The following is an 11,818-nucleotide window of genomic DNA, read 5'->3' as shown; positions in this document are numbered from 1 at the left end:
GATTCCGGGATGATCTCGTGGCTTACCATCACGCCCGCGCCGAAGCCCAGGGCGGGATTGCGAATCCGCTCCGACACCGCGCGCATGACGAGCAGCGGCAGCGCGCCAACGCCGGTCGCGAGTCCGGCGAGGAGGCTCGCGAACACACCGTCGCGAATCTGCGGATGGGCGACCAGGAATGCCGACAGTTGCCCACTCCAGGTAGCGAACAGCAGGATCGCACCGCCGACGATGATGGCAAGACCGACGATGCGCCGCCAGTCCGGCTGCCCGCCCTGGGCGGCGGAGCGCCCGTGGCGGAGCCAGTCAGCGATGGCGAGCGCGGTGGTGGTCATGGGCTCTTGTACCGGCGTGAGCGCCGCTGCCTCGGAGCGATTACGTTACTTTTCCAGGAGGCTTCGGAGCATCCAGGCCGTCTTTTCGTGTACCTGCATGCGCTGGGTGAGGAGGTCGGCGGAAGGCTCGTCGTGTGCCTCGTCGACCGCCGGAAACACCGAGCGCGCCGTGCGCACGACCGCTTCCTGACCTTCGACCAGCAGACGGACCATCTCCTCGGCCTTCGGCGATCCGCTCACCTCCTTGATCGAACTCAAGTTGGTGAACTCGCCGTAGGTACCCGGCGCCCGGTAACCCAGGGCGCGAATGCGCTCGGCGATCTGGTCGACGGCGAGCGCGAGTTCGTTGTACTGGGTTTCGAACATGAGGTGCAGCGTCTGGAACATCGGTCCGGTCACATTCCAGTGGAAGTTGTGTGTTTGCAGGTAAAGCGTGTACGTATCGGCGAGGAGCTTTGACAGACCCGCCGCGATCGCTTCGCGATCCGCTTCCCTGATGCCGATGTCGATGGCGTGTCCGTTGCCGGAGGCGACTTTCTTCGTGGCCTTCTTGGCCATGTGGTTCTCCTTTGCAAATAGCGTGTGTTTGATGCCCACTATTGTGATCCAGGGCGGAGCCGACGGTTCAACTAGGCGCCATCGTTTATGCGGATTGCCTCGATAGTCGACACCGATGCCCGCCGCGACATCGGCCGACACGCGCCGTACATGGATGCGTCACGGGAAATCGGCTATTCTCCATGCGTTGCCGTCGTGTGCAACCTGCCTCAGCCGCCCGAAGGAGATGCTCATGCGTCCGTCTCGCATCATCGTCGCCGCTTTTCTTTTCGCGGTGGGTCTCGTCAACCTTCCTGCCGGTGCCGAAGAACTGACCGGCACGCTCAAGAAGATCAAGGACACCGGTTCGATCACGCTCGGTCACCGCGAGTCGTCGATCCCGTTCAGTTACATCGACGACAAACAGCAGGTGGTGGGCTATTCGCAGGACCTCGCCATCAAGGTCGTCGAGACGATCAAGAAGCAGCTCAACACGCCGAACCTGCAGGTGAAGCTCAACCCGGTGACGTCGCAGACGCGCATCCCGCTCGTGCAGAACGGTACGGTCGACCTGGAATGCGGCTCGACCACCAACAACCTCGAGCGCCAGAAACAGGTCGCCTTCTCCAATTCCATCTTCATCATCGGTACGCGGCTGCTCACACGGAAGACCTCCGGCATCAAGGATTTTCCGGACCTCGCCGGCAAGACCGTGGTCACCACCGCAGGCACCACGTCCGAGCGTCTCATCCGCAAGATGAACGAAGACAAGAAGATGGGGATGAACATCATCAGCGCGAAGGACCACGCCGAATCGTTCCTGATCCTGCAGTCGGGGCGGGCCGTGGCCTTCATGATGGACGACGCGCTGCTCTACGGCGAGCGGGCGAAGTCGAAGAACCCCGAGGAGTTCGTCGTGGTGGGAACGCCGCAGTCCTTCGAGGCCTACGGCTGCATGATGCGCAGGGATGACCCGCAGTTTAAGAAGGCGGTCGACGACGCGCTGGCGGCCGTGATGAAGAGCGGCGAGATCGAGAAGATCTATGCGAAGTGGTTCCTGAGCCCGATACCGCCGAAGGGCGTCAATCTTGACTTCCCGCTGAGCCCCGAGCTTGCGGCGCTCTTCAAGAATCCGAACGACAAGGCCTTCGAGTAAGGGGCTGCGTCCCGTCTCGCCGAAGGTGGGGCGCGCGCCGGAGGTTCCTGGCCCGCGCGTGCCCTTGGATCCAGGATAGAGAGGGCCGTCGATGAACTACGCATGGAACTGGGGGATCTTCCTGCAGAAGACCCCGGACGGGTCGGCTACCTATGTTGACTGGCTCATTTCCGGCCTTGGGTGGACCGTATCGGTAGCCTTATCGGCTTGGGTGCTCGCGCTCGTGCTCGGCTCCGTGCTCGGCGTGATGCGCACCGCGCCCAACAAGTGGCTGTCGGGCATCGCCACTGCCTACGTCGAAGTCTTTCGCAACGTTCCGCTGCTCGTGCAGTTGTTCATCTGGTACTTCGTCTTCCCGGAGCTGTTGCCGTTCGGTCTCGGCGACCTGTTGAAGCAGATGGACCCGACGCTGAACGCGTTCCTGACCTCGTTCCTGTGCCTTGGCTGGTTTACCGCGGCACGCGTCTGCGAACAGGTCCGCGCCGGTATCAACGCGCTGCCGAAGGGACAGAAGAACGCCGGTCTCGCCATGGGCCTCACGCTCTGGCAGACCTACAAGTTCGTGCTGCTGCCGATGGCGTTCCGCATCGTCATCCCGCCGCTCGGCAGCGAGTTCATGAATATCTTCAAGAACTCGTCGGTCGCGCTCACCATCGGGCTGCTCGAGCTCACCGCGCAGAGCCGGCAGATCGCCGAGTACACGGCTAACACGTTCGAGGCCTTCATCGCGGCGACGGTGCTCTACATCGCGATCACGCTTACGGCGGTGACGATCATGCGCTGGCTGGAGCAGCACTTCCGCGTCCCGGGCTACATCGCGGGGGGGGGCGGAAAATGAGCTACGAGTTCGACTGGAGCTCGATTCCGGGGGCGATACCCTACCTTCTCACGGGCATGGGGTTGTCGCTCACGCTGCTCGTGCTGGCGATGCTGGGCGGAATCCTCTTCGGCACGCTGCTCGCGCTCATGCGGCTGTCGCCGATCAAGCCGCTGGCATGGTTCGCCGGCGCCTACGTCAACCTGTTCCGCTCGATCCCGCTGATCCTGGTGATCTTCTGGTTCTACTTCCTGGTGCCTTTCATCATCGCGGCGATCTCCGGTCAGCCCGCCACGGTGGGGCCGTTCTACTCGGCGCTGATCGCGTTCATGATCTTCGAGGCGGCCTACTACTGCGAGATCATCCGCGCCGGCATTCAGAGCATTCCGCGCGGTCAGGTCTCCGCCGCGTACGCAACCGGCATGACCTACGCGCAGGCGATGCGCTACGTGATCCTGCCGCAGGCCTTCCGCAACATGATTCCGCTGCTGCTCACGCAGAGCATTATCCTGTTCCAGGACACCTCGCTCGTGTACGTGGTCAGTCTGCCGGATTTCCTCGGCGTGGCGGGCAAGATCGGGCAGCGCGACGGCCGTCTCGTCGAGATGTATCTGTTCGCCGCGTCTGTGTATTTCGTGATGTGCTACGGCGCATCCTACCTCGTGAAGCGACTCCAGAAGAGGTATGCGGTATGAGCATGATCGAAATCAGGAACGTCTCGAAGTTCTACGGCGATTTCCAGGTGCTGAAGCACTGCACCACCAACGTCGAGCGCGGCGAGGTGGTGGTGGTGTGCGGACCTTCGGGCTCGGGCAAGAGCACGCTCATCAAGACGGTCAACGGGCTCGAACCGTTCCAGGAAGGCGAGATCCTGCTCGAGGGCGTGTCGGTCGGCGACAGGAAGACCAATCTCGCCCGGCTGCGCTCGAAGGTCGGCATGGTGTTCCAGCATTTCGAGCTCTTCCCGCACATGAGCATCACCGACAACCTCAACCTGGCCCAGATCAAGGTGCTCGGCCGCTCGAAGGAAGAGGCGACGGCGAAGGGCATGAAACTCCTCGATCGGGTCGGTCTCAAGGCGCATGCGAACAAGTATCCCGGTCAGCTCTCCGGCGGCCAGCAGCAGCGGGTCGCGATTGCACGTGCCCTGGCGATGGATCCGATCGCGATGCTCTTCGACGAGCCGACCTCCGCGCTCGATCCGGAAATGATCAACGAGGTGCTCGACGTCATGACCGAACTCGCGAAGGAAGGCATGACGATGATGGTGGTCACCCACGAGATGGGCTTCGCGCGCAAGGTCGCGCACCGCGTGATCTTCATGGATCACGGCGCCATCGTCGAAGACCGGCCGAAAGACGACTTCTTCACACAGGCGCAGACGGATCGCGCGCAGCAGTTTCTGGCGAAGATCCTCCACCACTGACGAGGTCGCCGGTGCCGTCGTCGAACCCGACGACGAGCCCGTCTTCGACCCACTGCCGCAGCAATGCCGCCGCGCGCGCAGGTGTTTGCGCTTCCGGCACGTGGGCGGAAAGTCTCACGCAGATCCCGGCGAAGTTCGCTCCCTGCGCAGCGCCGTCGAGCGCGTCGGCTTCATCGGCGGCGAGTTGCCGGTAGAACACGGCGAGTTCCCTGCGCCAGAGGATCCACGGCGCGTCGGTTGGGTCGTCTGCCGGGCACGATACGGTGTCTCCGGCAGTGGCGGCCTGCCATAGCGACGGCACGTGCTTGCCGACCTGCAGCCGACGGCACGAGGGATGGAATGCCAGCACGAGGTACGGCCACGACTCCGGCGGAACGGCTGCGACGTCGTCGACCGTCAGCGGGGGCGCGTCCGCGGCGTCGAATGCGCCGGCCACCGCCCACTCGAAGGCGGCGAGATCGGCGATGTGGTTGCTTTGCGCCTCACGATTCGCGCGCAGGAAATCGGCGAATTCCCTACCGTACCAGCGCAGGTTGAAGTGGCGCGACGGATGCGCCGCCACGAACGCTTGCGCCAGCGCGGCAAACCGCTCGGCGCCGAGGACGGCGCGTGTGGCCGGATAGTCCGTGGCGAGCGACTCGGCCAGCCGCAGCCGGTAGCCGTCGCGGTAGATGGCGAAGCGACTGCCCCGCTCGCCGCCGGCCGGCTCGGCGATCGCGTCCGGCCCCCGGTCCCCGGCGGACAGCACTGCGTTGCTGAACGCGAGCTGCAAGGTGCGCAGCGCCCTCATGCCGCACGCCGTTCGAGAACCGCGGCAGCGATGCCGCGTGCGACGTCGAGTTCGGCGAGCAGTTCGTCAAGCGGCGGGATGTGGTCGTCGCGCTCGATCATCGTCGGCACCGGGCCGAAGCGCTCCACGGTGTGGCGATAGAGCGCCCATACGTCGGGCACGATGGTGGCGTCGTGCGTATCGATCACGTGATCGCCGTAGTCCGCGTGGCCGGCCAGATGGACCTGACGCACGCGATCGCCGGGGAGGGCATCGAGATACGCGAGCGGGTCGAAGCCGTGGTTGCGGCTGTTCACGTAGACGTTGTTGACGTCGAGCAGAATGAGGCAATCGGCGTCCTCGGCGACACGGGCGAGGAACTCCCACTCCGTCATCTCCGACGCGCGGAAGGTCACGTAGCTCGATGCGTTCTCGAGCAGGATGCGCTCCCCCAGAGAGTCCTGCGCCGCGCGCACGCGGCCGACCACGTGCCGCAGCACCGAGTCGGTCCAAGGCAGTGGCAGCAGATCGTGAAGACGCCTGCCGTCGACACCGGTCCAGCACAGATGATCGGAGATCCATGCCGGCTGGATGCGGTGCGCGAGGGCGGCGAGCTGTCGCAGGTAATCGGTGTCGAGCGGGTCCGTGCCGCCGATCGAAAGCGCCACTCCGTGGAGGGCTACGGAATAGTCGGCGCGTATCCGTTCGAGGTAATGCAGCGGCTTGCCGCCGGGGACGAGGTAGTTCTCGGTCAGGGCCTCGAACCAGTCGATGCGGGGCCGCGTCGCAAGGATCGCGTCGTAGTGCGCAGTGCGCAGTCCGAGGCCGAAGCCCGCGAGTGCTTGCGCAGTCATGGGTGGCGTTGCGGAAGGACGGGCGGCACGCAGGTACCGCCCGTGGGTGTCGCTACATCTTCACGACCTGGCCGCCTTTCGCGGCGCATTCCTTCTCGGTCGCCCGAACCCAGCCCTGGCCCTTGCACGCGTTCTTTCCGGCGCAGTCGTTCTTGGCCGTCTTGCACGCGCTCTGACCCTTGCACCCATTGACGCCCATGCACTGCACCTTGGCTTCCTCCGCAGCGTTCGCGCTGCCGATAGTGGTCGAAGCGAACAGCGCGGCGGCGGCCGCGGCAAGGGCAATACCCGTCATCTTGCTCGATGTGTTCATCTATGCTCCTCCAGGTTCATGGGATGTTGCGCCAGACGCAGTGTGCGTCCTGCGCTGCCTGCTGTTACGCGCAATGCGCGAGAACGGATGCAGGCGGCGAATCCCTTTGCGAAAAACGAAGCGTACTGATATTTAGCACACTCAGGAACATCCAACATCGACCCGCGCGGGGGAGAGCCATGGCTGACAATGTCCAGAAGGTGACCTACTTCATCTGCACCCGGCCGAACAAGCCCGGCGAGGGTGCCCACCTGCTCAAGCAGCTGAAGGAGGAGGGGGTGAACCTTTTCGCCTTCCACGGCTTTCCGAGCGGTCGCCGCGCGCAGATCGACCTCGTGCCGGAGGATGCGACGCTCTTCAAGAAGGTGGCAAAGAAGCTCGGCATCGAGCTCGAGGAAACCAAGACGGGGTTCCTCGTGCGCGGCAAGGATCGGGTCGGTGCGATCGTGGAGATGCTCGAGAAGCTCGCCGCGTCCGACATCAACATCACTGCCATCGACGCCGTCGCCGCCGGCGCCGGACGCTTCGGGGCCATCTTCTGGGTCAGGCCGCAGGACGTGACACGCACCGCCAAGCTGCTCGGCGTCTGACCCTGCCGACTCAGTCGACGGCAACCACGCGGTTGCGCAGGCAGCCGATCCCCTCGATCTCGCTCTCGACCACGTCGCCCGGGGCAAGGAACTCCGGCGGGTTGCGCGCGAAGCCGACGCCCTGCGGCGTGCCCGTGGACAGCACGTCCCCCGGTTCCAGCGTCATCCCGAGCGAGAGTTCCTCGATCAGTCGGGGCAGCGAGAAGTAGAGGTGGCGCGTGCGGGAGTCCTGCTTGACGACGCCGTTGACCCGCGTCGTCAGGCGCAGATCGCCGGCGTCGAGCTCGTCGCGGGTGACGATGCACGGTCCCATCGGGCAGGTGCCGTCGAGGCTCTTGCCTTTCAGCCACTGTCCGCCGTGCTGCCGTTGCAGGTCGCGGGCGGAGACATCGTCGATCACGGTGTAACCGAAGACGTGGTCCAGGGCATCGGCCTGCCGGATGTTCTTGCCGTGGCGGCCGATCACCACGCCGAGTTCGACTTCCCAATCGAGTTTTGCCGACACGCGCGCGTCGAACGGAATGGTGTCGAAAGGCCCGATCACGGCGGTGACGGCCTTGCTGAAAAAGACGGGATGTTCCGGCAGATTGTCGCCGCTTTTGCGCACCGCCTCGCCCTCCGCGAAGTGCTCGAGGTAGTTCCATCCGACGCAGAACACGTTCTTGCGCGGGCGCGGGATCGGCGCCAGCAGGCGCACCGCGCTCTCCGGCAGACACACTGCCGACGCCGCAGCGGCCAGGTGCCGCAGCGCATCGCGAGCGCTCTCGCCGGCCGCGATCAGCGACACCATGTCGCCGGCGTCGAACGGCAATGTCATGCCGGCGCGCGCTGCCGTGGCGCCGATGTCGACGATGGCGCCGTCGGCCGCGATCAGGCCCACGCGGAGAGCGGACGAAGCGTCCGCGGCGAACGTTACCAAACGCATGATCGTTTCCTCGGCGGTGCAAAGAAGGGCAGGGGGCTGCTAAGCGGGGAGTATAATCCGAGGTAGCGGGAACGATGGTTGCGGGGCATTTCCTTGGCCTGAGGAGTGGCGCAAGCGGAGGGGAAATGACGAGACCGAAGATCGCGGTGGTGACGGGCGGCAATCGGGGCATCGGCTTCGAGATCTGCCGGCAGCTCGCGGGTCTGGGCATGCAGGTGGTAGTCGGCAGCCGGGATGCCGCCAAGGGTGAGGCCGCCGTCGCGCAGCTTGCCAGCGCGGGACTGAACGGCGTCTCGAGTCACGCCGTCGACGTGACGAGCGAGAGCAGCGTCGATGCGTTCGTGGCCTGGGTGGATGAGCAGTACGGCGCGTGCGACGTGCTCGTCAACAACGCCGGCGTCATCGACACGCGCAGCGGCCGGGTGCTCACCACGTCGCTCGCCACCCTGCAGGAAGTGCTTGCGACCAACTTGGCCGGCCCGTTCCTCATGGTCAAGGGACTGGTTCCCCTGATGCAGCGGGAGAACTACGGCCGCATCGTCAACCTTTCCAGCGGTCTCGGGCAACTGGCGGAGATGGGAGCCGGTACTCCGGCGTATCGCATCTCGAAGACCGCTCTGAACGCGCTGACGCGCACCCTGTCAGCCGAGCTCACCGGTACTAACATCCTGGTCAATGCAATGTGTCCGGGTTGGGTACGCACCGACATGGGCGGACCGCACGCGCTGCGATCGGTGGAGCAGGGGGCGGAAACGGCCATCTGGCTCGCGACCCTTCCCGACGGCGGTCCGTCGGGACGCTTCTTCCGCGACTGCAAGGTGATCGCCTGGTGACATTGCAACGCGCGTGAAAGGGGAAGCGCGTGTCGCCGACAGCTGACGCAACGCCCGCGTCGACTCCCCAAGCGTACCCTCGAGGGCAAGGTGGATTGTGGAACTCCATGCGCCCGGCGGCAGTCTTTTCAGGGACTTTTTGCGATTGCGGCTGCTGCGCCAATGATTGCGCACGGCTCTTGCGTGGATGCCTGGCATGCTCATGGAACACTGTGAAGTTCTTTCCCCGAACCGGCTCGCACCGGGTGTGACCCGCGAGTGGCTGGCGTCGCGCCTGGCCGCCCGCAACGACGACATACCCCGGTTGCAGGGCGATGTCATCGAAAGCATCGAGGCAGCCCACGGCGATGCAATCGCCGCGGCGGTGCTGGTGCCGGTCGTCAACCGCCCGGGCGGGGCGACGCTCTTGCTCACGCAGCGGACCAACCATCTTGCCGACCATGCCGGACAGGTCAGCTTCCCCGGCGGGCGGGCGGAGCCCGTGGATGGCACCCGGGTCGATACGGCGCTGCGCGAAGCATTCGAGGAGATCGGGCTTGCGCCCTATCACGTCGACGTGCTCGGCCTGCTGCCGGAGTACTGGACGATCACTGGCTATCGCGTGACGCCCGTCGTGGGCTGGATCGAGCCGCCGTTCTCGCTGGTGCTCGACACCTTCGAGGTGGCGGAAGCCTTCGAGGTGCCGCTGGCCTTTTTTATGGATCCGGCCTCGCACGAACAGCGCAGCTACGAGTATCACGGTCGGCGTCGGTCGTACTTCGCCATGCCCTACGATGGCCGTCTCATCTGGGGTGCCACGGCCGCGATGATCGTCAATCTGCAGCGCATTCTCTCGCATCCGCAATAGGGTGCACCTGCCGCGGATCTCGACCGCGGCGCTCGCTTCTCGCAATCACGATTTCTGCTCCGAGCGCGGCGCTATTGCTGCGCCTGGCCTGAGCCACCACAATAGGCATTGCGACACCTTCCGATCACCCGCACCGGACCCCCAACATGAGTCGAGCGTTCGTTAAGGAATCCGACGAGGATCTCGTCTCCGACGAATTGCCGGAGCGGCCGCAGAGTCCTTATCCGAACTACGTGACGCCCGCCGGGCTCGCGCAGCTTCAGGCGCAATACGCCGAACTGCAGGAGCGCCGGGCGCAACTGGTGGCGGCCGATGATCCGCTCTCGAAGCAGCATCTGCGGCAGGTGCAGCGCGATCTTCGCTATTTCCAGCAGCGGCTGGAGACTGCCATCCTGGTGGAAGTATCCAGTCAGCCGCGCGACGAGGTTCACTTCGGTGCCATGGTCGATGTCGCCGACGACAACGGTGAACAGCGCACCTTCGGTATCGTCGGCGAGGACGAGGCCGACGTGGCGGTCGGCAAGATCAGCTGGGCGTCGCCCCTGGGCAAGGCGATGATCGGCTCACGGGTCGGCGACTACGTGGTCTGGAAGCGCCCCGCCGGCGACAGCGGTCTCGAAGTACTCGCGATCCGTTACGGCTAGCGCGCGGCCGCGCTCTGCCGCATTCCTCTTCCTGTTGAACCTGCCGCACCACCGTGAGGCGGGCGAGCTGTCGCGGGCACCAACTTGAAACTGGCGAAACGGTTTCGGCCGTTCATGTATGGTGACAACCCATTGTTTTATATCGCATGAATCATTTGGCACGGCGGTTGCAAATCATGCGGTCGTCTGGCGCGCATCACTTCCAGGGTGTCCCGCAACAGCCTTCGGACTCCCCGCCAGAAAATCTCCGCTGTGCGCTCTTCCCCGCGACCGCAAGGCGCGGGGTTTTTTTTGGTTCGCCGGGTTCTCGCGGTCGGTTGAAAGGAGTGAGGGGCCGGCCGTACCATAGCGCCTCGTTGCGGGGCTCCTCATGTCCTTCTTGTCGTTGCTCGCCGCGTTTCTTCTGGATCAGGTGCGCATGCTGGGCGCGGACAATCGCCTGCTGCACGGGTTCCAAGCGTACGCCCACGGCATCGAGCAGAACTTCAATGCCGGCCAGGCGCGCCACGGCATCATCGGCTGGTTGCTCGCGGTGGGCGCGCCGGTATTTGCGCTGCTCATCCTTTACTTTGCGCTCTATCACCTCTCCCCGCTCTTTGCCTGGGCGCTGAACGTGGCGGTGCTTTACTTCACCGTCAGGCTGCGGCAGGCCGGCACCCCTTACGCGACGATCAGCGACGCGCTCCAGAATCAAGATCTCGAAGCGGCACGGGCGACGCTCTCCCTGTGGACCGGCCAGCCCGCGGAGGAGCTCTCGGCGGCGGAGGTTGCCAAGATCGCCATCGAGCAACGCCTGCTCGACGCGCACCGCGACGGATTCGGCGTGATCGCGTGGTTCATCCTGCTGCCCGGGCCGTGCGGTGCATTGCTGTATCGCCTCGCCTCGGAGCTGGATCGCTCGTGGGGTACGCGCAACGAAGAGGAGTTCGGACGCTTCGGCGACTTTGCGCGGCAGGCGTTCGCGGCGCTGGACTGGCTGCCGGCGCGCCTGACGGCGGCAAGCTTTGCGGTGGCCGGTGACTTCGAGGATGCCGTCTACTGCTGGCGTTCGCAGGCCTTGTCGTGGGTGCCGCACCGGCAGGGGATCCTGCTCGCCAGCGGTGCCGGTGCGATCGGCATTCGTCTCGGCGACGCGGTCCGCGAACGAGGAGAAGTCCGCGTGCGCCCCGAGCTTGGCACCGGGGACGAGCCGGACGCCGATTACATGAAGAGTGCGAGCGGTCTCGTGTGGCGCGTGCTGGCGCTCTGGATGGCGCTCCTGCTCCTGGTCTCCCTCGCGCACTGGGTGGGCTGATACCCGTCTGCTAGCCGTGGAGCAGTTCCTCCAGCAGGCGTCGGTACGCCTGCAGTCGCGCTTCTGCAATTTCCCCATCTTGTGCTGCACGAGCCACTGCGCAATCCGGTTCCCGCAGGTGCCGGCAGTTCGCGAACCGGCACTGTCCGAGCCACGGACGGAAATCCGGGAAGGCGCGGGCGAGGTCTGCCAGATCGATGTGGTGAAGTCCGAAAACCTGGATGCCGGGGGCATCGACGATGCGCGTGTGGGCGTCGAGCCGGTAGAGCCGTGTGTGGGTGGTCGTGTGCTTACCCGTCGCCAGCGCCCGCGAGACCTCCGCCGTCGCTGCGCGCGCGTCCGGGACGATGCGGTTGACGATGGTCGATTTGCCCATGCCCGATTCGCCGACGAGCACGCTGGTGTGGCCTTGAAGCCGAGGCAGCAGCGGGGAAACGTCCTGCCTGGCGGCGAGCGGCAGTACGTCATAGCCGATCGC

Annotated in this window: 16 protein-coding genes; 9 read left to right on the top strand and 7 right to left on the bottom strand. The window is 65.1% G+C overall.

Translation table 11 applies throughout. The annotated features are described in order from the left end of the window. Both JNK68_15495 and JNK68_15490 read right to left on the bottom strand, forming a co-directional pair. A partial coding sequence (locus JNK68_15495; protein ID MBL8541748.1) for a hypothetical protein occupies positions 1–335 on the bottom strand: 335 nt, incomplete at its 3' end. A gap of 45 nt (positions 336–380) precedes the next feature. Then, on the bottom strand, positions 381–893 hold the full coding sequence (locus tag JNK68_15490; GenBank protein ID MBL8541747.1) for a DNA starvation/stationary phase protection protein: 513 nt from the start codon (positions 891–893) through the stop codon (positions 381–383). A gap of 226 nt (positions 894–1,119) precedes the next feature. Between JNK68_15490 and JNK68_15485 the strand changes: the two genes are divergently transcribed. The 4 genes from JNK68_15485 (at position 1,120) to JNK68_15470 (ending at position 4,271) form a co-directional block, all read left to right on the top strand. After that, positions 1,120–2,028 carry a glutamate/aspartate ABC transporter substrate-binding protein gene (locus tag JNK68_15485; GenBank protein MBL8541746.1) on the top strand — a complete coding sequence of 303 codons (909 nt, stop codon included), beginning with the start codon at positions 1,120–1,122 and terminating at the stop codon, positions 2,026–2,028. A 91-nt stretch (positions 2,029–2,119) separates the two neighbouring features. Then, positions 2,120–2,866 (top strand): amino acid ABC transporter permease, encoded by a 747-nt coding sequence (locus tag JNK68_15480; protein ID MBL8541745.1) that lies wholly within the window; start codon positions 2,120–2,122, stop codon positions 2,864–2,866. Then, positions 2,863–3,540 carry an ABC transporter permease subunit gene (locus tag JNK68_15475; GenBank protein MBL8541744.1) on the top strand — a complete coding sequence of 226 codons (678 nt, stop codon included), beginning with the start codon at positions 2,863–2,865 and terminating at the stop codon, positions 3,538–3,540. The genes JNK68_15480 and JNK68_15475 overlap by 4 nt, the downstream gene beginning before the upstream one ends. A gap of 2 nt (positions 3,541–3,542) precedes the next feature. After that, positions 3,543–4,271: an amino acid ABC transporter ATP-binding protein gene (locus JNK68_15470; protein MBL8541743.1), complete on the top strand. Its 729-nt coding sequence runs from the start codon at positions 3,543–3,545 to the stop codon at positions 4,269–4,271. Here the strand turns inward: JNK68_15470 and JNK68_15465 are convergent. From JNK68_15465 to JNK68_15455, 3 genes are read right to left on the bottom strand one after another with little or no spacing between them, the layout of a single operon-like run. After that, the gene (locus JNK68_15465) at positions 4,213–5,061 is read right to left on the bottom strand and encodes a putative DNA-binding domain-containing protein (GenBank protein MBL8541742.1); all 849 of its coding nucleotides are present in this window, start codon (positions 5,059–5,061) and stop codon (positions 4,213–4,215) included. The genes JNK68_15470 and JNK68_15465 overlap by 59 nt on opposite strands. Beyond that, complete coding sequence (locus JNK68_15460; protein MBL8541741.1) at positions 5,058–5,894, bottom strand: DUF692 domain-containing protein; 837 nt, start codon at positions 5,892–5,894, stop codon at positions 5,058–5,060. Before JNK68_15460 ends, JNK68_15465 begins: the two co-directional genes overlap by 4 nt. A 52-nt stretch (positions 5,895–5,946) precedes the next feature. Further along, the gene (locus tag JNK68_15455) at positions 5,947–6,207 is read right to left on the bottom strand and encodes a hypothetical protein (GenBank protein ID MBL8541740.1); all 261 of its coding nucleotides are present in this window, start codon (positions 6,205–6,207) and stop codon (positions 5,947–5,949) included. Between the two features lie 179 nt (positions 6,208–6,386). Here JNK68_15455 and JNK68_15450 point away from each other — a divergent pair, with 179 nt between their 5' ends. Further along, positions 6,387–6,797: a hypothetical protein gene (locus JNK68_15450; protein MBL8541739.1), complete on the top strand. Its 411-nt coding sequence runs from the start codon at positions 6,387–6,389 to the stop codon at positions 6,795–6,797. Between the two features lie 10 nt (positions 6,798–6,807). Here the strand turns inward: JNK68_15450 and JNK68_15445 are convergent, their stop codons facing one another. Further along, complete coding sequence (locus tag JNK68_15445) at positions 6,808–7,722, bottom strand: fumarylacetoacetate hydrolase family protein (GenBank protein ID MBL8541738.1); 915 nt, start codon at positions 7,720–7,722, stop codon at positions 6,808–6,810. A gap of 125 nt (positions 7,723–7,847) precedes the next feature. Here JNK68_15445 and JNK68_15440 point away from each other — a divergent pair, with 125 nt between their 5' ends. The 4 genes from JNK68_15440 (at position 7,848) to JNK68_15425 (ending at position 11,340) form a co-directional block, all read left to right on the top strand. Beyond that, positions 7,848–8,555, top strand: a complete 708-nt coding sequence (locus JNK68_15440; GenBank protein ID MBL8541737.1) for an SDR family oxidoreductase — start codon at positions 7,848–7,850, stop codon at positions 8,553–8,555. A gap of 187 nt (positions 8,556–8,742) precedes the next feature. Next, on the top strand, positions 8,743–9,402 hold the full coding sequence (locus JNK68_15435; protein MBL8541736.1) for a CoA pyrophosphatase: 660 nt from the start codon (positions 8,743–8,745) through the stop codon (positions 9,400–9,402). Between the two features lie 146 nt (positions 9,403–9,548). Beyond that, on the top strand, positions 9,549–10,046 hold the full coding sequence (locus JNK68_15430; GenBank protein MBL8541735.1) for a GreA/GreB family elongation factor: 498 nt from the start codon (positions 9,549–9,551) through the stop codon (positions 10,044–10,046). A 370-nt stretch (positions 10,047–10,416) separates the two neighbouring features. Next, the gene (locus JNK68_15425) at positions 10,417–11,340 is read left to right on the top strand and encodes a CobD/CbiB family protein (protein MBL8541734.1); all 924 of its coding nucleotides are present in this window, start codon (positions 10,417–10,419) and stop codon (positions 11,338–11,340) included. 10 nt (positions 11,341–11,350) lie between these two features. Here the strand turns inward: JNK68_15425 and rsgA are convergent. Further along, a partial coding sequence (gene rsgA, locus JNK68_15420) for a ribosome small subunit-dependent GTPase A (protein ID MBL8541733.1) occupies positions 11,351–11,818 on the bottom strand: 468 nt, incomplete at its 5' end.

The sequence above is a fragment of the Betaproteobacteria bacterium genome, from assembly GCA_016791345.1.
In the GTDB taxonomy this organism is placed as follows: domain Bacteria; phylum Pseudomonadota; class Gammaproteobacteria; order Burkholderiales; family JAEUMW01; genus JAEUMW01.
Note: the sequence above shows the minus strand (reverse complement) of the source record. Positions and strands in the feature narration are given on the sequence as shown.

Excerpts from the sequence above, each read along its gene's own strand:
- JNK68_15490 (MBL8541747.1), bottom strand. The coding sequence starts at position 893 with ATGGCCAAGAAGGCCACGAAGAAAGTCGCCTCCGGCAACGGACACGCC.
- JNK68_15485 (MBL8541746.1), top strand. The coding sequence starts at position 1,120 with ATGCTCATGCGTCCGTCTCGCATCATCGTCGCCGCTTTTCTTTTCGCG.
- JNK68_15480 (MBL8541745.1), top strand. The coding sequence starts at position 2,120 with ATGAACTACGCATGGAACTGGGGGATCTTCCTGCAGAAGACCCCGGAC.
- JNK68_15475 (MBL8541744.1), top strand. The coding sequence starts at position 2,863 with ATGAGCTACGAGTTCGACTGGAGCTCGATTCCGGGGGCGATACCCTAC.
- JNK68_15470 (MBL8541743.1), top strand. The coding sequence starts at position 3,543 with ATGATCGAAATCAGGAACGTCTCGAAGTTCTACGGCGATTTCCAGGTG.
- JNK68_15465 (MBL8541742.1), bottom strand. The coding sequence starts at position 5,061 with ATGAGGGCGCTGCGCACCTTGCAGCTCGCGTTCAGCAACGCAGTGCTG.
- JNK68_15460 (MBL8541741.1), bottom strand. The coding sequence starts at position 5,894 with ATGACTGCGCAAGCACTCGCGGGCTTCGGCCTCGGACTGCGCACTGCG.
- JNK68_15455 (MBL8541740.1), bottom strand. The coding sequence starts at position 6,207 with ATGAACACATCGAGCAAGATGACGGGTATTGCCCTTGCCGCGGCCGCC.
- JNK68_15450 (MBL8541739.1), top strand. The coding sequence starts at position 6,387 with ATGGCTGACAATGTCCAGAAGGTGACCTACTTCATCTGCACCCGGCCG.
- JNK68_15445 (MBL8541738.1), bottom strand. The coding sequence starts at position 7,722 with ATGCGTTTGGTAACGTTCGCCGCGGACGCTTCGTCCGCTCTCCGCGTG.
- JNK68_15440 (MBL8541737.1), top strand. The coding sequence starts at position 7,848 with ATGACGAGACCGAAGATCGCGGTGGTGACGGGCGGCAATCGGGGCATC.
- JNK68_15435 (MBL8541736.1), top strand. The coding sequence starts at position 8,743 with ATGCCTGGCATGCTCATGGAACACTGTGAAGTTCTTTCCCCGAACCGG.
- JNK68_15430 (MBL8541735.1), top strand. The coding sequence starts at position 9,549 with ATGAGTCGAGCGTTCGTTAAGGAATCCGACGAGGATCTCGTCTCCGAC.
- JNK68_15425 (MBL8541734.1), top strand. The coding sequence starts at position 10,417 with ATGTCCTTCTTGTCGTTGCTCGCCGCGTTTCTTCTGGATCAGGTGCGC.